Source organism: Pseudomonas sp. NPDC090752, from assembly GCF_055584805.1.
Window position 1 is genome coordinate 254466 of record NZ_JBVJLI010000005.1, and the last position, 18532, is coordinate 272997.

18 protein-coding genes are annotated in these 18532 nt (G+C 63.5%); 13 read left to right on the plus strand and 5 right to left on the minus strand.

The window, feature by feature from the left end; translation table 11 throughout:
- Positions 1–41 precede the first annotated feature (41 nt).
- Positions 42–1724: a class II poly(R)-hydroxyalkanoic acid synthase gene (gene phaC, locus ACZ6YA_RS09870; RefSeq protein WP_465896901.1), complete on the plus strand. Its 1683-nt coding sequence runs from the start codon at positions 42–44 to the stop codon at positions 1722–1724.
- A gap of 13 nt (positions 1725–1737) precedes the next feature.
- A complete protein-coding gene (locus ACZ6YA_RS09875; protein ID WP_465896902.1) occupies positions 1738–2352 on the plus strand; it encodes a TetR/AcrR family transcriptional regulator in 615 nt (204 codons plus the stop codon).
- 124 nt (positions 2353–2476) lie between these two features.
- Here the strand turns inward: ACZ6YA_RS09875 and ACZ6YA_RS09880 are convergent, their stop codons facing one another.
- Positions 2477–3271 carry a phasin family protein gene (locus ACZ6YA_RS09880; protein WP_465896903.1) on the minus strand — a complete coding sequence of 265 codons (795 nt, stop codon included), beginning with the start codon at positions 3269–3271 and terminating at the stop codon, positions 2477–2479.
- A gap of 10 nt (positions 3272–3281) precedes the next feature.
- Positions 3282–3701, minus strand: a complete 420-nt coding sequence (locus ACZ6YA_RS09885; protein WP_465896904.1) for a phasin family protein — start codon at positions 3699–3701, stop codon at positions 3282–3284.
- 183 nt (positions 3702–3884) lie between these two features.
- On the opposite strand from ACZ6YA_RS09885, the gene ACZ6YA_RS09890 reads away from it, so the two are divergent.
- Positions 3885–8618, plus strand: a complete 4734-nt coding sequence (locus ACZ6YA_RS09890) for a hypothetical protein (protein WP_465896905.1) — start codon at positions 3885–3887, stop codon at positions 8616–8618.
- Positions 8619–8632: 14 nt separating this feature from the next.
- On the opposite strand, the gene ACZ6YA_RS09895 is transcribed toward ACZ6YA_RS09890, so the two are convergent.
- Positions 8633–8908 carry a polyhydroxyalkanoic acid system family protein gene (locus ACZ6YA_RS09895; protein WP_465896906.1) on the minus strand — a complete coding sequence of 92 codons (276 nt, stop codon included), beginning with the start codon at positions 8906–8908 and terminating at the stop codon, positions 8633–8635.
- Positions 8909–9032: 124 nt separating this feature from the next.
- Here ACZ6YA_RS09895 and ubiE point away from each other — a divergent pair, with 124 nt between their 5' ends.
- From ubiE to ACZ6YA_RS09945, 10 genes are all read left to right on the plus strand, one after another.
- Positions 9033–9803 (plus strand): bifunctional demethylmenaquinone methyltransferase/2-methoxy-6-polyprenyl-1,4-benzoquinol methylase UbiE, encoded by a 771-nt coding sequence (gene ubiE, locus ACZ6YA_RS09900; RefSeq protein WP_400796561.1) that lies wholly within the window; start codon positions 9033–9035, stop codon positions 9801–9803.
- Complete coding sequence (locus tag ACZ6YA_RS09905; protein WP_465896907.1) at positions 9803–10426, plus strand: ubiquinone biosynthesis accessory factor UbiJ; 624 nt, start codon at positions 9803–9805, stop codon at positions 10424–10426. The genes ubiE and ACZ6YA_RS09905 overlap by 1 nt, the downstream gene beginning before the upstream one ends.
- Positions 10423–12042, plus strand: coding sequence for a ubiquinone biosynthesis regulatory protein kinase UbiB (gene ubiB / locus ACZ6YA_RS09910; RefSeq protein WP_465896908.1), 1620 nt, complete (start codon positions 10423–10425; stop codon positions 12040–12042). Before ACZ6YA_RS09905 ends, ubiB begins: the two co-directional genes overlap by 4 nt.
- A gap of 73 nt (positions 12043–12115) precedes the next feature.
- On the plus strand, positions 12116–12508 hold the full coding sequence (hisI, locus tag ACZ6YA_RS09915; protein ID WP_159412421.1) for a phosphoribosyl-AMP cyclohydrolase: 393 nt from the start codon (positions 12116–12118) through the stop codon (positions 12506–12508).
- A 1-nt stretch (position 12509) separates the two neighbouring features.
- A complete protein-coding gene (locus ACZ6YA_RS09920; protein ID WP_401079456.1) occupies positions 12510–12845 on the plus strand; it encodes a phosphoribosyl-ATP diphosphatase in 336 nt (111 codons plus the stop codon).
- Positions 12846–12870: 25 nt separating this feature from the next.
- Positions 12871–13155, plus strand: coding sequence for a twin-arginine translocase TatA/TatE family subunit (locus ACZ6YA_RS09925; RefSeq protein WP_465896909.1), 285 nt, complete (start codon positions 12871–12873; stop codon positions 13153–13155).
- 3 nt (positions 13156–13158) lie between these two features.
- Positions 13159–13506: a Sec-independent protein translocase protein TatB gene (gene tatB, locus ACZ6YA_RS09930; protein WP_465896910.1), complete on the plus strand. Its 348-nt coding sequence runs from the start codon at positions 13159–13161 to the stop codon at positions 13504–13506.
- Entirely contained in the window at positions 13503–14294 is a 792-nt protein-coding gene (gene tatC / locus ACZ6YA_RS09935) for a twin-arginine translocase subunit TatC (RefSeq protein ID WP_465896911.1), read from the plus strand. Before tatB ends, tatC begins: the two co-directional genes overlap by 4 nt.
- Positions 14291–14998 (plus strand): 16S rRNA (uracil(1498)-N(3))-methyltransferase, encoded by a 708-nt coding sequence (locus ACZ6YA_RS09940; protein ID WP_465896912.1) that lies wholly within the window; start codon positions 14291–14293, stop codon positions 14996–14998. The genes tatC and ACZ6YA_RS09940 overlap by 4 nt, the downstream gene beginning before the upstream one ends.
- A gap of 100 nt (positions 14999–15098) precedes the next feature.
- Entirely contained in the window at positions 15099–16661 is a 1563-nt protein-coding gene (locus tag ACZ6YA_RS09945) for a methyl-accepting chemotaxis protein (protein ID WP_465896913.1), read from the plus strand.
- A 122-nt stretch (positions 16662–16783) separates the two neighbouring features.
- On the opposite strand, the gene ACZ6YA_RS09950 is transcribed toward ACZ6YA_RS09945, so the two are convergent.
- Both ACZ6YA_RS09950 and ACZ6YA_RS09955 read right to left on the minus strand, forming a co-directional pair.
- A complete protein-coding gene (locus ACZ6YA_RS09950; protein ID WP_465896943.1) occupies positions 16784–17518 on the minus strand; it encodes an amino acid ABC transporter ATP-binding protein in 735 nt (244 codons plus the stop codon).
- A complete protein-coding gene (locus ACZ6YA_RS09955; RefSeq protein WP_465896914.1) occupies positions 17511–18473 on the minus strand; it encodes an amino acid ABC transporter permease in 963 nt (320 codons plus the stop codon). Before ACZ6YA_RS09955 ends, ACZ6YA_RS09950 begins: the two co-directional genes overlap by 8 nt.
- Between the last annotated feature and the right edge of the window lie 59 nt (positions 18474–18532).

The window sequence follows — 18532 nt, forward strand, 5'->3', positions numbered from 1 at the left end:
GTCGTTTCGACCTGACCATGGCCTGACGAAGGAGTGCTGCCATGAAAGACAAACCGGCCAAAGGAACGACAACGCTTCCCGCCACCAGCATGAACGTGCAGAACGCCATCCTCGGCCTGCGCGGTCGCGACCTGATTTCCACGCTGCGCAACGTCGGCCGCCACGGCCTGCGCAACCCGCTGCACACCGCCCGCCACCTGCTGGCCCTGAGCGGCCAGCTGGGCCGGGTGATGCTCGGAGACACACCTTATCAACCCAACCCACGCGACGCGCGTTTCAATGACCCGACGTGGAGCCAGAACCCGTTCTACCGCCGTGGCTTGCAGGCCTACCTGGCCTGGCAGAAGCAGACCCGCCTGTGGATCGAGGAAAGCCACCTGGACGATGATGACCGGGCCCGTGCGCATTTTCTGTTCAACCTGATCAACGACGCCTTGGCGCCGAGCAACTCACTGCTCAACCCCTTGGCGGTCAAGGAACTGCTCAATACCGGCGGACAGAGCCTGGTGCGGGGCGTGGCCCATCTGCTCGACGACCTGCGCCACAACGACGGCCTGCCGCGCCAGGTGGATGAGCGCGCCTTCGAGGTCGGCGGCAACCTGGCCTCGACCCCTGGCGCGGTGGTGTTTCGCAACGAGCTGCTGGAGTTGATCCAGTACACGCCGATGAGCGAGAAACAGCACGCCCGGCCGTTGCTGGTGGTACCGCCGCAGATCAACAAGTACTACATCTTCGACCTGCAGGCGAACAACAGCTTCGTCCAGTACATGCTCAAGAATGGCTTGCAGGTGTTCATGGTCAGCTGGCGCAACCCCGACCCGCGCCACCGCGAGTGGGGTCTGTCCAGCTACGTGCAGGCCCTGGAAGAGGCATTGAACGCCTGCCGCAGCATCAGCGGCAACCGCGACCCGAACCTGATGGGTGCCTGCGCAGGTGGCCTGACCATGGCCGCGCTGCAGGGCCACCTGCAGGCCAAACACCAGCTGCGTCGAGTGCGCAGCGCCACCTACCTGGTCAGCCTGCTCGACAGCAAGTTCGACAGCCCCGCCAGCCTGTTCGCCGACGAACAGACCATCGAGGCGGCCAAACGCCGCTCGTACCAACGCGGTGTGCTCGATGGCGGCGAAGTGGCGCGGATCTTCGCCTGGATGCGGCCCAACGACCTGATCTGGAACTACTGGGTCAACAACTACCTGCTCGGCAAGACGCCACCTGCCTTCGACATCCTCTACTGGAACGCCGACAGCACCCGCCTGCCTGCCGCCCTGCATGGCGACCTGCTGGATTTTTTCAAGCACAACCCGCTGACCCATTCCAACGGCCTGGAAGTCTGCGGCACCCCCATCGACCTCAAGCAGGTCGATTTGGACAGCTTCACCGTGGCCGGCAGCAACGACCACATCACCCCGTGGGATGCCGTGTACCGCTCAGCGATGCTGCTGGGTGGCGAGCGGCGTTTCGTGCTGGCCAACAGCGGGCATATCCAGAGCATCATCAACCCGCCCGGCAACCCCAAGGCCTACTACCTGGACAACCCCAAACTGTCGAGCGACCCACGCGCCTGGTTCCACGACGCCACACGCAACGACGGCAGCTGGTGGCCGCTGTGGCTCGACTGGATCACCCCGCGCTCCGGCCCGCTGAAGGCGCCGCGCGAGGCGCTGGGCAACGCCACCTACCCACCGCTGGGCCCCGCGCCAGGCACCTATGTCCTGACCCGATGAGCACCACGACTGGATGAAGACCCGCGACCGTATCCTCGAATGCGCCCTGCAGCTGTTCAACCAGCAGGGCGAGCCGAATGTCTCGACGCTTGAAATCGCCAACGAACTGGGGATAAGCCCTGGCAACTTGTACTACCACTTCCATGGCAAAGAGCCCCTGGTCATTGGCCTGTTCGAGCGCTTCGAAGAAGCACTGATGCCGCTGCTCGACCCGCCGCTGGAGGTGCGCCTGGACGCCGAGGACTACTGGTTGTTCCTGCACCTGATCGTCGAGCGCATGGCCCAGTACCGCTTCCTGTTTCAGGATCTGTCGAACCTGACCGGGCGCCTGCCGAAGCTGGCGCGCGGCATGCGCAGCCTGATCAATGCACTCAAGCGCACGCTCGCAGCATTGCTGGCCAGCCTCAAGGGCCAGGGCCAGGTGGTCAGCGAAACCCAGGCACTGGGGCAACTGGTGGAGCAGATCACCCTGACCCTGATGTTCTCGCTGGACTACCAGCGGGTGCTGGGGCGCGAGGGCGACGTGGGGATCGTGGTGTACCAGGTGATGATGCTGGTGGCGCCGCATCTGCAAACACCGGCGCGGGAGGCGGCGGAGCAGTTGGCGGTGCGGTACTTGGAGGGATAAGTCTGTAGTTTCGGCGGTGGCTTCTTCGCGGGGCAAGCCCGCTCCCACAGGATTTACACAGCTCTGAAGGCCTATGAAAATCCTGTGGGAGCGGGCTTGCCCCGCGAATGGCCCTATGCGGCTGTCAGATCAGTGTGCCGGTAGCCACTGGTGCCGACGGCGCGTTGCTGGCCGGCGCGGCGCTTGGCGCTGGCGCTGCGGTAGCGGCCGGGGCGGCGCTGGCCGCTGGTGCTGCCGGTTTGGCAGCGGCGGGTTTGGCCGGGGCCTTTTTCACCGCAGGCTTTTTCGCCGCGGCAGGTTTGGCTGCCGGCTTGGCGGCAACGGGTTTGGCGGCAGGCTTGGCTGCCGGTTTGGCCGCAGCGGTCTTGGCCGCAGGCTTGGCCGCAGCGGTCTTGGCCGCAGGCTTGGCCGCAGCGGTTTTAGCCGCAGGCTTGGTGGCTGCCTTGGCCAGCGGTTTGGCCGCAGTCTTGCTCGCAGCCGGCTTGGCAGCAGCGCGCGAGGAGATCGGCGTAACCGATGCACCGGTCAGTTTCTCGATCTGCTTGGTCAGGCTATCGACCTGCTGGTGCAGGGCCTTGATCTCGTTGCGGCTCGGCACGCCAAGGCGCGAGATGGCGCTGTTCAGGCGCTTGTCGAAGGCCTCTTCGAGGTCGTTCCACTTGCCCAGCGCGCGGTCTTTCACGCCCGAAACGCGCGAAGTGGTCGAAGCCTTGGCGCTGTCGGCCACATCTTCAGCGGTCTTCTTCGCCTGCTTCTCGGCCTTCTCACCATCCTTTACCAGAGAGTCGAACAGCTTCGGGCCGTCCTGGTCGACTTTCGAATAGATACCCAGCCCAGCCAGCCAGATCTTGCGGGAGTACTTCTCGATCCCGCCGATCCAGGAGCTGCTTTCTTTGTCGGAATTCTTCTTGCCAGCCATCCTGCTCTCCTTATGGTTTGTGCGCGACGCGCTCGAGCAGCTCATGCAGCTGTTCAAGCTTGATGGACAACGCCTCAACGTCATGTTTAGACGGAATGCCGAGGCGATTCAAGGCGCGACCGACCCGCGCGTCGAAAGCTTTTTCGATCTTGTCGAGCTGAACTTCGACCTTGCCGCGTACGCGGCTGACTTCTTCGGTGGCTTCGTCGATCTGGTTGTTGGCCGCGTCGAGCTCTTTGTCGATGCGTTTCTTGCCACGCTTCTCGACACCTTCACCGGCTTTTACCAGTTCCTGGAAGTAGTCGGAACCTTCCTGGCCGACGCGTGCGTATGCGCCAATGCCAGCCAGCCAGATCTTGCGCGCGTAACCGCGCACTTCACCCAGCGCGCTCTGGGCGTCGTCCTTTTTCTTCACATTCACTTTGGCCATGCTCTGTGCCTCATGTTCATCAGTGGAGGGAGGATGCGCCCATGAAAGCTGGGCTGATGCTTAAAGTAGGGAAGAAAGTTAGAAACCTCACCCTAACAACGCGCTTCAGGACCTATTTACCTCACCAGGCAGCACAGTGGCTTCTACCGTTCGCGCTCATTTGCTAACCGGAGCTCGACTGACATGACGGTTTCCACCTCGCCCACCCTTTCCTATCGCCAACTTGTGGCGACCCGCTTCGCCGAACGCCCCACGCTACGACAGCTGCTGGCTACCGAAGGCTTCAGCGTGCTTACCGATCGCTACCCGTGGATCGTTGACAACTATCCACACCTGAACAGCCTCGACCCTTTCACGCTGCTCAAAGCAGCACCTGCACAGCCCTCGCAGCAGCCGCTGGTACAACTGCTGCTGGAGCACCTGCTCAGCGGCCAACCCATGAGTCTGGCTGCTCAGGATCAGCTCAGCCTGGCCCCGCCACAGCCATTCCACGCACAGGAGCAAGGTGCCGACCCCGCCAGGCAGCCGAGAATCACACTGAACATGGCGCACCTCAATCACGATTTCGACGTGCTGCTGCCGGCCATGAACGATGCCTTGCAGCAAGCTCAGATCAGCTTCTGGGCGGGCAGCGAAAGCACGTCCGAGGTTTCCACGCTGCGCTGGCTGGGGCACATCCTGAAAGCGTCCTTGTTGAACAGCGTGGAACGGCAAGGACTGGATGAGCCTGCCAAAAACACGCTTTATCGCCTGCTCGAAGGCGGCGCGGGGATGCCCCCGGTCAGTGGACTGCAGATCTCACTGGGCAGTTCGGGCACTACCCAGTCGTTCACGCTTGCAGACCTGCTGCTCATCAGCCCCGAACGCGTGTTGTGGTGCAACCCGTCGGGCAAAGTACGCAGCTTTGACGATGCGACCACGTTTGCCAGTGCCCTGCGCGCTGAGCTGGCGCAAGCTTATCGTTTTGACGCTTTCGGTTGGGCGCATCGCCCATTGACGATCGCCCCCTTCGAACACCAGGCCAGCGCCCTGCTCAATGGCGTCCTGGAACGGCTCGACCGCGTGGCTATCGCCTCGCGTGCAAACGTCGAGGCGCTGGAGCAAACACTCGACGTGCTGACGGATCCGTCCTGCGAGATCTCTGACCAGTTGCTGCCCAATGTTGACCAACCAGACATCGCCCTACCGGCCTGGCTAGCTTCGGCCGCAACCGATGACCGCCTGCACTACAGCGCTGCCTTGATGCAGCTTTGCGCACGCCAGGCGCAAGCCGCCAGCACGGGCTCACTGGACGACATCGAAGCGCTGGACGCTTACACCAGGCGCCGTCTGCGCGAGCAGATGCAAGCCGACCATCCAGGGCAGACGCCACTGGACCCGGATCTGCTGACTGTCGAGATCTCCGTGGTTATCCAGCTGTCGTCGCAAGGCACCTCCGAGCTGCAGTATCTCAAAAGCATCTCCCTGACCGAGTTGGCCATAACGCGCCTGCACATCGGCTCCAATGAGGTGGCATCGGCCCTGACCTACCAAGGCGGCAAGCCGGACGCAGCCTGGATGACCCTCGATTACCTGCAAGCACTGCTCAAAGACACCGATATTGGTGGCCAGTACCCCGTGTATGTTGCCCGTGAGCTTCGGGCGTTCGACAAGGAGCCCGAGCGCGTACAGCGCTTCGCCAGAGAATGGCGTGCCAACCTCGCATTCACCGCCCTCAAGGCCAAGATCGACAGCCACATCGGCGAGCTCGCCTGTCAGACCATCGTTGATTTCTGCCTGGACAAGGCATTGCCAACCGAACCGCTGACCTTTTCTCCACTGGTGCTGCAACCCTTCACTGGCGCTACCGAAGGCGACCAGGTGCATGGCATGTTCCTGCTGCATGTCCCGATGGCCGGCAGCTATCTGCTCTACCGCCCATTTTTTGCCGACCGTCCGTTGGTCGAGCACGCCAGCCTGGATGCACTGATGGTAGAGCTGCGCACGAACGCGCAATTGCAGGAAAACGTGTTGGACTGGATCGATGATGAGCACCGCGCGGTTTATCACAACGGTGGTTTCCTGCGGCCCCACCTGCACCCACGCATGTCGAAGTTGGCGCATCTGCTGGGCGGCGGCGCAGAGTGGACAGACGCTGCGCTGGAGCGCCTGCGAACGCCGGTGACCCTTGTGCATGAACCTTGGCGCAGCGACCTGGACCGTAAGGTACACGCCGCCAGAGTTCAGGCGCTGTTGCTGCTCGCCTCCCGCCAGACGCTCTCGAATTCACAGCAGCGCTGGGCGCTCGCCTGCCGGCTGGGGTGGATGCTGTTCAACGCCACCACCCCCTTGCTGCGCGGCCCTGCAGCAGTCGTGGCGTGGCTGGTTGCAGCCGTGGCAGAAGCAAAGGATGACCTGTCCGCGCTCACGGGGGGCACTCTGCAGGAGCAGGCCCTGGCCCTCACTGACCTGCTGGCCAATATCGCCATGTTGCTGATTCATGACGGGGCTGGCGCGCCGCATGAGGCACCCTCGGTGCGGCGCCAGGGTCCGTTACCCCCACTTGAGGGCCTGCAAGCCCGGGCATCGGCTACTGCGGTTCTACGCGAAGCGCCAAATCAAGGGGATTGGCAGGCGCCGGCCCACCGTCAGACCCACCTTACGGTCATGAACTGGAATGATAACCAGCGCGTGGGCAACCTTACCCCACAGAATCGCCAGTCACTTGGCCAACTGCAGGCGACCCTTGCTCTGGAGGGGCATGCGCCGCAGCGCCAAGGCCGCCTGCGCGGGTTGTATGCCATCGGCGGCCGCCACTACGTGAAATTGCAAGATGGCGTGTATGAAGTACAGGAAAGCCAGACCGGCCTGCGCATCATCGGCCCGCCGCAAGGCCCGGATGAGTGGCAAACCCAGTGGGGTGGCGACCCGGATGGCTATCATATTATCGGCCGTCAGCGCCGTTACGGCCCGTGGCTGACGCGTAGGCACGGTGCCTGGGTTGTGGACCTGGCGTTGGCAGGTGGCATGCCCAGGACCCGGCAGCAGGTCACCGCAGAAAACCGTCAGCAGTACGACAGCCTGCGCCAAGCCGTGGATGCGAATCACGTCGAGCTCAAGAAGATCAAACCGCTGCTGGAATCGAACCAGCAGTTGCTGCAAGGGTACGATGACAAAGCGAGTGCATTCGGGGTGGCATTAGCCAGGCTGGGCGGTGTGGCGGCCATGGACGACTCGCTCAAGCAACAGAGCCTGGAACTGGCGGCCGAGCGCCTGGTGCTACGCCCGCAACTGCGCACGGTATCGCTGTGCCTGGAAAAACAGTCGTCGCTGCTGCAGAAGAATGTCGCGCTCTTCCGTCAGTTGATGGAGCCTCGTTTCGTCAAGTTCGACCAGCAAGGTGGCGCCCGACGCAGCATGGGGCTGTGGACCGAAACATTGATGGAAACGGACATCCTCCTGCTCCGCCGCCTGCTGGAACAACTGGATAACGAAGGCATTCAACAGCAGGCGGTGGGGCTGAAACAGATACCCACCACCGATGAGCAGGTACGACGCCATACGACTTTCCGCGCAACGATCAGCGACACGCTCGCCATCGTGGGCCGCCTGCTGGATGTCAGCGAACGCCTCGACAGCCTCCTGCCCGAAACGCTCGATGACCCGCAGATTGCCTTCCAAACCAAGGACAAGAAAACCAAGGTCGAAGAAGCCGTGGCCCTACGCCCCTACTCGACGCTGATCATTCGCGCACAGAAACTCAGTGACCAGGCCTACCTGATGCTGGACAAGACGCGGTTGACCGAACAGGCGGCCGTCGACCTGTTGCCTTTGCAGCAGACATTGAGCAACAGGCAGTTTTCTCAAATCATCTGGACCCACGATGGCATCGCAACGGCAAACCTGACCCAAGCCGAGCAAGCGGAATTGCTTGGCGACGCGTTGCGCGAGTATCAAGCCACGCTCGGCAAGGCTCAGTACCTGCAGTCCTTCGATGACCCGGCCCTGGACCAGCCCCTGTTGCAGGCGTACGTCGATGGTTTGTCGATGTTGACCCGCATCACCGAAACGCAATTGGCCCGCACGCTCGCCAACCTCGACAGCGGCGCGAGCCCGGCGCCGGCGCCGGTGATGTACCGTGTCCAACCGCGCAAAAGCACCGTCATCAGGACCGCACAAGGTCGCAGGCTGTTGGTGAGCCGCTCGCAAGGCAGCAATCAGGCGGTTCAGCATGACCCGGTCACCCAGCAACCTGCCAGTACCTTCGAGCAGCGGGACGGCACGTGGTTCGAGCTGCCAGCCCCGGAGCGTCCGACAGCACTCGATCTGTCCGGACTTCGCCAACGCGCGAACCACCTGCTCGCCAACCGAGACGTGCGCATCGCCAAGGCCGCTCGTCACCTCAACGAACCGAACGCCCTGGCAGATCTCATGGACTGGCATGCGCAGGACATTCTGCAAACCACGACTAAGATCAAGGCCGCCGAGGACACGCCCCGGCTGCGGGAACTGACCCGCGAGCTGGGTGACGCGGCGCGCTATGTGGAAGCAGAAAAAAAACGCCTGCTGACCCAAGCCTACTTCAGCACGCGACATCCCGATGGCACTGCACTGCGTTACCTGCACGACCAACAACGCCTGCAGATCAGGCGCACCGTGGTGCGAAAGCCGACGCGCCGCGCTGATGATTATCTGGATGTGTATGAAATCCGCGATAGGCAGGCCCCCGAAGTGCTCTGGGAGGCGCATTTTCATTATCCCGACAAACAGGCAAACGCCAGAAGCTTCATCAAAGGCCACTTGAAGTTCTGGGAGCCCCGCAGCCTGGAGCGTGAAGCGCAGCTCAAGAGCGCCACCAACGCTGAACGCATCCAGATCTACCGGGGGGATCTCAAGCTTGAAGAGGTGGCAGACATCATTCCGTTCCCGGCCGATTGACCGTCGCGCCCCACTCAGGCCAGCGCCTTGTCCAGCGCGCGCTCGATCTCGCTCTTGATGCTGGCGCCCATCATCGACAGCATCATGCCCAGCTTCAGTTCGACGCGGATGCTGTCTTCGCCAATGTGCACGCTGCCATTGGCGCCGCTGCGGGCCACGTCCACACGGTCACCGTTCCAGGTGGCCTTGAGGTCGTATTCGCGACTCAGCTTGTCCACCAGCGCTTCGGCTTTGGCGCGGGCGGCCTCGCGGCCGAGGGTATGTTTGCGTTCGACGCTGATCTGGGTCATGCGGGTGATCCTGGGTATGAAGACATAATCGTCATTATGCCCGCCCCTGCCGCAGGGCACACCCCGCCAAGACAAATCCGCCGGTTCGCCCTAGAATGGCGGTAATTTTTTCCGGTGAAGCGATATGAACGACCAGCGCAAAGGCGAACACGCCGAACCCACCACGCATTTTGGCTATCAGGACGTGCCTGAGAGCCAGAAGGCGAAGAAAGTCGCCGAAGTGTTCCACTCGGTGGCCGCCAAGTACGACCTGATGAACGACGTGCTCTCCGGCGGCATGCACCGCCTGTGGAAACGCTTCACCATCGAGCTGTCGGGCGTGCGCAGCGGCAACCGCGTGCTGGATATCGCCGGCGGTACCGGCGACCTGGCCGCCAAGTTCTCGCGCCTGGTCGGCCCGACCGGCCAGGTGGTGCTGGCCGACATCAACGAGTCGATGCTCAAGGTCGGCCGCGACCGCCTGCTCGACCGCGGCGTGGCCGGCAACATCGAGTTCGTCCAGGCCGACGCTGAAAAACTGCCGTTCCCGGACAACCACTTCGACTGCGTGACCATCGCCTTCGGCCTGCGCAACGTCACCCACAAGGACGAAGCCATCCGCTCGATGCTGCGCGTGCTCAAGCCCGGTGGCCGCCTGTTGATCCTGGAATTCTCCAAGCCGACCAACAAACTGATGTCCAAGGCCTACGACGCTTACTCGTTCGCCTTCATGCCACTGGCCGGCAAGCTGATCACCAATGATTCCGAAAGCTATCGCTATCTCGCCGAGTCGATCCGCATGCACCCCGACCAGGAAACGCTCAAGAGCATGATGGTCGACGCCGGTTTCGACCGCGTCACCTACCACAATATGACCAGCGGCATCGTTGCCGTGCACCGGGGAATCAAGCCCTGATGCTGCTGGCAGGGCTGCTCGCCAGCGTCGAACATGGCCTGAACCGCGTCCTGCGCATGGACAGCACGGCGCTGCCGCGGCTGGCCGCGCTGGAAGGCAAGGTCATTGAAATCGACTGCCGCCAGCCGGCCCTGCAGGTGTTCATCCTGCCCGATGAAGAGGGCCTGATGCTCGCCGCCCACTGGGAGGGCGAGGTCGACTGCAGCCTGCGCGCCCCAGCTGGGAGCCTGTTGCAATTGGCCGTGGCCAAGGACAAGAGCGCCGTGCTGCACAGCCCGCAGGTCGAGCTGCATGGCGACAGCGCCGTGTTGCTCGATTTGTTCGGTGTGGTGCAGGACCTGGAACTGGACTGGGAGCACGAGCTGCAACGCTGGCTCGGCCCGGTTGCCACGGCGTTGCTCGCCGGCCACGTGCGCCTGCGCGCGCGCTGGACCCGCCAGGGCCTGGCACGCTTCAGCCAGAACCTCTCCGAATACCTGGCCGAAGAGTCGCGCACCCTGGTGGGTAAACGCGAAGCCGAAGCCGCCTTCAGCGAGCTCGACAGCCTGAAGGTCGACATAGAACGCCTCGTGGCGCGCCTACAGCGCCTCTCCCGATCCCTCGATACCAGCGATAACGCATGAAGCTGCTCGCCGTCCGCCGTCTCTTCCGCATCCAGCGCGTAGTGATCCGCTACCGCCTGGATGACCTGCTGTTCGACCTGCCGCTGCCCTGGTGGCTGCGCAGCCTGCGCCTGCTGATGCCTTGGCGCTGGCTGCCGCGCAAGCCGTCCGAGCTGACCCGCGGCGCCCGCCTGCGCCTGGCGCTGCAGGACCTGGGGCCGATCTTCATCAAGTTCGGCCAGCTGTTGTCGACCCGCCGCGACCTGCTGCCTACCGACATCGCCGACGAGCTGATGGGGCTGCAGGACCGTGTACCGCCGTTTGACCCACAGCAGGCGGTGGCGCTGATCGAAGAACAGCTGGGTGCCAAGGTCGGTGAAGTGTTCAGCCGCTTCGACGTCGAACCCCTGGCCTCCGCCTCGGTGGCCCAGGTGCATGCCGCACGCCTTAAAAGCGGTGAGGAGGTGGTGGTCAAGGTGGTGCGCCCGGGCCTCAAGCCTGTGATCGCTCAGGACCTGGCCTGGCTGTTCCTGATCGCCAAGGCCGCCGAGCGCGCCTCGGCCGATGCCCGTCGCCTGCACCCGGTGGAAATCGTCGGCGACTACGAAAAGACCATCTACGACGAGCTCGACCTGCTTCGCGAGGCGGCCAACGCCAGCCAGCTGCGACGCAACTTCGAAGGCTCGGAGCTGATGTACGTGCCCCAGGTGTACTGGGACCTGTGCCGCCCCAAGGTGCTGGTGATGGAGCGCATCTACGGCGTGCCGGTGACCGACATGGCAACCCTCGCCGACCAGCGCACCGACATGAAGCTGCTGGCCGAGCGCGGCGTCGAGGTGTTCTTCACCCAGGTGTTCCGCGACAGCTTCTTCCATGCCGACATGCACCCCGGCAACATCTTCGTCAGCACGGTCAAGCCGTGGAGCCCGCAATACATTGCCATCGACTGCGGCATCGTCGGCAGCCTCACCGCCGAAGACCAGGACTACCTGGCGCGCAACCTGTTTGCGTTCTTCAAGCGTGATTACCGCCGCGTGGCGCAGTTGCACATCGACTCCGGCTGGGTGCCGGCGCACACCAAGGTCAACGAGTTCGAAGCGGCGATCCGCACCGTGTGCGAACCGATCTTCGAAAAACCGTTAAAGGATATTTCCTTCGGCCAGGTGCTGATGCGCCTGTTCCAGACCGCCCGGCGCTTCAACATGGAAGTGCAGCCGCAGCTCGTACTGTTGCAGAAAACCCTGCTCAACATCGAAGGCCTGGGCCGTCAGCTGTACCCCGACCTTGACCTGTGGAGCACCGCCCAGCCCTACCTGGAACGCTGGATGCGCGAGCGTTACAGCCCCAAGGCGGTACTGGGCAATATCTACAGCCAGGCCGAGCAGCTGCCGCACCTGGCTGGCATGACCCGCGACCTGCTCGAACGCCTGTCGCAACCGCACCTGCACGACCCGCAATTGCCTGAGCGCCGCCGCCAGGGCGACCGCTGGCCGCTGCGCCTGCTCGGTGCCAGCCTGCTCGGCGGCGGCGCGGTGCTGGCCGCCAGCGCCGCCGGGGCCGCCAGCTTGGCCGCACCGGCGGCGTGGCCGGCCTGGCTGATGTTGGCCGCCGGCCTGTACCTGATCGTGCGCCAATAGCCAGCCGCGCGGCTGGCTGGCACACTAGCGCAAAGGGCCCGGTACTGAAGCGGGCCCGGTTTTGGAGTCGACGATGAAAGACTGGCTGGACGAGATCAAGTGGAACAGCGATGGCCTGGTACCGGCGATCGCCCAGGACCACAAGACCGGACGCGTGCTGATGATGGCCTGGATGAACCGCGAATCGCTGGCGCTGACTGCCGCCGAGCAACGTGCCATCTACTGGTCGCGTTCGCGTGGCAAGCTATGGCGCAAGGGCGAGGAATCGGGCCATGTGCAGAAGCTGCACGAGATGCGCCTGGACTGCGATGCCGACGTGATCATCCTGATGGTCGAGCAACTGGGCCATATCGCCTGCCATACCGGCCGTGAAAGCTGCTTCTACCGCGTCTTCGAAGCCGGCCAGTGGAAAACCGTCGACCCGGTGTTGAAAGACCCGGATGCCATCTACAGCGCAGGACACTGACATGAGCGACACCCTCAACCGCCTGGCCGAAGTGCTCGAAGAACGCAAGCACGCCGCCGCCGACAGCTCCTACGTGGCCAGCCTGTACCACAAGGGCCTGAACAAGATTCTGGAAAAGCTCGGCGAAGAATCCGTCGAGACCATCATCGCTGCCAAGGATGCCGAGGTCAGCAAGGATTACAGCGATGTCATCTATGAAACCGCCGACCTGTGGTTTCATAGCCTGGTCATGCTCAGCGCACTGGGCCAGCATCCACAAGCCGTGCTCGACGAGCTGGAGCGCCGTTTCGGCCTTTCCGGGCACGATGAAAAGGCCGCGCGCCAGCCGTCGGCTTGAGCAAACAGAATTCTAGGAGAGCACCATGGGTATTTTTGACTGGAAACACTGGATCGTCCTGCTGGTCGTCGTCGTGCTGGTATTCGGCACCAAGAAGCTGAAGAACCTGGGCGGTGACCTGGGTGAATCGATCAAGGGCTTCCGCAAGGCCATGAACGACGAAGAGACCAAGCCGGCCGAGCAAACCCCGCCGCCTGCACAGCCCGTCCCGCCGGTACAGGCCACCCAGCAGCAGGCCGCCGCGCCGCAGCAGGGCCACACCATCGAGGGCCAGGCCCAGCCGGTCCAAGAGCCGCAGCGGAAAGACTGAGCCATGTTCGGCATCAGCTTCAGTGAGTTGCTACTCGTCGGCCTGGTCGCCTTGCTGGTGCTCGGCCCCGAGCGCCTGCCCGGCGCCGCGCGTACGGCGGGGCTGTGGATCGGCCGGCTCAAGCGCAGCTTCAATGCGATCAAGATGGAGGTCGAGCGTGAAATTGGTGCCGACGACATCCGCCGCCAGCTGCACAACGAGCACATCCTGCAAATGGAACAGGAAGCCAAGCGCATCCTCAACCCGCTGACGCCGCCGGCCCAGCCGTCCGCCACTGCGGTCACCGAACAGCCTGCCGCCACGCCAGCGCCTGAGCAGCCCGACCCGCCTCAACCGCCGCGAGCCCCATGAGCGAAAAACCGCAAGACGACCAGCCGATGCCGCTGGTCTCGCACCTGACCGAACTGCGCACCCGCCTGCTGCGCTGCGTCGCCGCGATCTTCCTGATCTTCGCCGGGCTGTTCTCCTTCGCCCAGCAGATCTACACGTTGGTTTCGGCGCCGTTGCGCGACCACTTGCCGGCCAATGCGACGATGATCGCCACCGACGTGGCCTCGCCGTTCCTGACGCCGTTCAAGCTGACCATGATCGTCTCGCTGTTTCTGGCGATCCCATTCATCCTCCAGCAGATCTGGGGCTTCATCGCGCCCGGGCTGTACCGCCACGAAAAGCGCATCGCCATCCCGCTGCTGGTGTCGAGCATCTTCCTGTTCTACGCCGGCATGGCCTTCGCCTATTTCCTGGTGTTCCCGCTGATGTTCAAGTTCTTCGCCGCGGCCACCCCGGATGGCGTGGCGATGATGACCGACATCGCCAACTACCTCGACTTCGTCATGACCCTGTTCTTCGCCTTCGGCGTGGCCTTCGAGATCCCGGTAGCGGTGGTGCTGCTGGTGTGGATCGGCGTGGTCGATGTGCAGTACCTGAAGAAGATCCGCCCGTACGTGATCATCGGCTGCTTCGTGGTCGGCATGATCCTCACCCCGCCGGACATCTTCTCGCAGACCCTGCTTGCCGTGCCCATGTGGTTGTTGTTCGAGATCGGCGTGCTGTGTGGCAGCCTGATCCGCAAGCGCAGCCACGGCGACGATGAAGCGGCCAACGACCACAACGACCAGCCGCCAGCGACTCAATCGTGAACCTGTTGCTTCTTGAAGAGGCCGACTTCGTCTCGGCCGACCGCGTCGTCCTTGCCGATCGGCGCTTTACCCACATGCAGGAAATCCACCGCGTGGCGGTGGGCGACAGCCTGCGCGTGGGCCGCATCAATGGCCTGATGGGCAGCGCCACGGTAATGCGCCTTGCACAGCACGAAGCCGAACTGCAGGTCGGCTTCGACCAACCGCCGCCGCCCAAGCTGCCACTGACCCTGGTGCTGGCCGTGCCACGGCCGAAGATGCTGCGCCGGCTGTTTCAGACCGTTGCCACCTTGGGTGTGCAGCGACTGATCCTGGTCAACAGCTACAAGGTCGAGAAAAGCTTCTGGCAGACTCCGTTTCTCAACCCCGAAAGCATTCGCGAGAACCTCATCCTGGGCCTTGAGCAGGCCCGCGACACGGTGTTGCCCGAGGTGATCATCGAGAAGCGCTTCAAGCCCTTCGTCGAAGACCGCCTGCCCGCCATCGCCGACGGCACCCTCGGCCTGGTCGGCCACCCCGGCCCCTACCCCGCCTGCCCGCGTGCAGTCGAAGGCCCCGTAACCCTGGCCATCGGACCCGAGGGTGGCTGGATCCCCTACGAAGTCGACTTGCTGGGCAAGGCCGGCTTGGCGCCGGTACAGCTGGGCGAGCGCATCTTGCGGGTGGAAACTGCCGTAACTGCCCTGCTCTCAAGGATTTTCTGACAAACGGGTCAGCTTTCACCCATCAAGTTTCCCCGGCGCAGGCCGATGGTTATGGCAACACAACAATAAGCCATGCTGCCACGTTGCCGGGGAGTCGAACATGTACCAATGGTTTTCCCAATCGCTGGGGAATGTAAGCGTCAATCGCAAGTTGGGGCTGGGCTTCGGCCTGGTGTTACTGATGACCTTGGCCATCACCTTCACCGGGTGGATGGGCATGGATAGCATCATCGAACGGGGCGACAAGCTGGGTAATATCTCTGTCATCCAGCAACACACCCAAGACCTGCGTATTGCCCGCCAGCACTATGAGCGTAAGCCGGACCCAAGCGCAATCAACGAGGTGGAACAGGCGCTCAGCACGCTGGAGCGTCAGGTGCAGCTGATGCTCGGTCAGATCGAACAACCTGCCGACCACCAGCGCCTACAGCAACAGATGGAGGCTATCCGCCTCTATCGCCAGGCGTTCAACGAGCTCAAGCAGGGCGCCGTCGAACAGTCACTGCAACGCATGGCCGACCAAGGCACGGTGCTGCTGCAGACCAGTCAGGCGATGACCGCTTCGCAGACCCAGGTGCGTGACGCCGGCGCCAGCCAGGCCAAGGCCATGCTAGCCGGCGCAACCGCCTTGGCCATGGTTTTGGGCCTGCTCGCCGCCTGGGTCATCACTCGGCAGATCATCCTGCCCCTGCGCCAGACGTTGGTAGCCGCAGAACGGGTCGCCAGCGGCGACCTCCGCCAGGATCTGCACAGCTCGCGTCGCGACGAGCTCGGTCAGCTGCAAGCCAGCATGCAGCGCATGACCCAAGGCCTGCGCGAACTGATCGGCGGCATCGGCGACGGCGTCACCCAGATCGCCAGCGCCGCCGAGGAGCTGTCGGCCGTGACCGAACAGACCAGCGCCGGGGTCAACAATCAGAAGGTTGAGACCGACCAGGTGGCGACCGCCATGAACCAGATGACCGCCACCGTGCATGAAGTCGCGCGCAACGCCGAGCAAGCCTCGGAAGCGGCGCTGGCGGCGGACCAGCAAGCCCGCGAGGGTGATCGGGTGGTCAGCGAGGCGGTGACGCAGATCGAGCGCCTGGCCCGCGAAGTGGTGAATTCCAGCGAAGCGATGAACCAGCTCAAGGCCGAAAGCGACAAGATCGGCAGCGTGCTCGATGTGATCAAGTCGGTGGCCCAGCAAACCAACCTGCTGGCGCTCAACGCGGCCATCGAAGCGGCCCGTGCCGGTGAAGCCGGCCGTGGCTTCGCCGTGGTCGCCGACGAAGTGCGCAGCCTGGCCCAGCGTACCCAGCAATCCACCGAAGAGATCGAGGAGCTGATCGCCGGCCTGCAAAGCGGTACCCAGCGGGTGGCCAGCGTGATGGACGCCAGCCGCCAGCTCACCGACAGCAGTGTCGAGCTGACCCGCCGCGCCGGTGGCTCGCTGGATACCATCACCCGCACCGTATCGTCGATCCAGGCGATGAACCAGCAGATCGCCACCGCAGCCGAGCAACAAAGCGCGACAGCCGAAGAGATCAACCGCAGCGTGATGAATGTGCGGGATATCTCCGACCAGACTTCGGCCGCGAGTGAAGAAACGGCGAGTTCAAGTGTCGAACTGGCTCGGTTGGGCACCCATCTGCAAGGCCTGGTCGGGCGGTTCAGACTTTGAGATAGTCAGGGCCGCTATGCGGTCCCTTCGCGGGGCGAGCCCGCTCCCACAGGTACTTCACAGGCTTGAGGCATGTGGATACTTTGTGGGAGCGGGCTCGCCCCGCGAAGGGGTCACCGCTGTCAGAGCACCTGGCGCAGGAAGGCCTGGGCCCGCGGATCCTTCGGCGATTCAAAGAACGCCACTGGCGCCGAGTCTTCCAGCAGCTTGCCATGGTCGAAGAACAGCACCCGGTCCGCCACTTCCCGGGCAAAGCCCATTTCGTGGGTCACGCAGACCATGGTCATGCCTTCCTGGGCCAGGGTCTTCATCACGTCCAGCACCTCGCCGACCATTTCCGGGTCGAGCGCCGAGGTCGGCTCGTCGAACAGCATCACCTTGGGCTCCATCGCCAGCGCTCGGGCGATCGCCACCCGCTGCTGCTGACCACCGGACAACCGCGACGGGTACTCGTTGGCCTTCTGCGAAATGCCCACCTTCTCCAGCAGCGCCCGCGCCTTGGCCTCGCGTTCGGCCTTACCGCGCTTGCGCACGACCTTTTGCGCAAGGCACAGGTTTTCCAGCACGGTCATGTGCGGAAACAGGTTGAAGTGCTGGAACACCATGCCGACTTCACGGCGGTAGGCGTTGATATCGGTCTTCGGGTCGGCCAGTTGCACGCCGTTGATGGCGACAGAACCTTGGTCGAAATGTTCCAGACCATTGAGGCAGCGCAGGAAGGTCGACTTGCCTGAACCCGAGGGACCAAGCACCACCACCACTTCACCCTTGGCTACCTGGGTGGTGACGTTGTCCACCGCGCGCACGACTTGGCCACGGGTGTCGAAGACTTTCAGCAGGTCACGGACTTCAATCACTTTGCGCAAGCCTCCGCTCGAGCCGGCTGGCCAGGTGCGACAGCGGCAGGTTGATCAGCAGGTACAGACCTGCCACGCAGAACCAGATCTCGAAGGTCGAGAACGAGGTGGTGATGGCCTCGCGGCCGCTCTTGGTCAGTTCGGTGATGGCGATCACCGAGACCAGCGAGGTGTCCTTGACCAGGCTGATGAACTGCCCGGCCAGCGGTGGCAGCACGCGCTTGAAGGCCTGCGGCAGGATCACGTGGCGCATCGACTGGCCGGCATTCAGGCCCAGCGAGCGGGCCGCTTCGTTCTGGCCCTTGGCAATCGACTGCACGCCGGCACGCACGATCTCGGCCACGTAGGCGCCGGTGAACAGCGCCAGCGCCGCCACCCCGGCAAATTCACGGGACAGGTTGAGCACGGTGCCGATGAAGAAGTAGAAGATGAAGATCTGCACCAGCAGCGGCGTGCCGCGTACCAGTTCGACATAAACGGTCGACAGGTCGCGCAGCGTCGGGTTGTTCGACAGCCGGCACAAGCCTGCGAACAGGCCGATCACCAGACCCAGCGCACCGGATACCACCGACAGCCACAAGGTGGTCCACAGGCCCCAGGCCAGCGGGCCCGCTGCCCAGTGACGGGTAACGCCAATCTGGTCGCCTTCGGCGACGTCGTCACCGCGGCTCAGTTGCAGGCTGTCCTTGGCCACGTCGAGCACCTGCTCATCGCCGTTCTCGTCCTTCAGCGTAACGCGGGCGTTGTCGCCGGAAACGACGATTTCCTGCACCGAGCCGTAGCCGCTGGCGCGCTGCGCTTCCTCGGCCTGGTAGGCGAAGTATTGCGGTACGCGGTTCCAGCGCCACTCGTAGGACATCATCGAGGTGGCGAAGTACAGGCTGATCGCCAGGCCGACCAGGACCAGCGCGGTCAGCGCATGCCAGGGCCACTGGGCTTTCTTGTGTTTGATCACGTGGGTACTTCCGTAAATGCGAACGCGCAGGGTTTACCTGCGCGTCGGGGTCAAAGCCT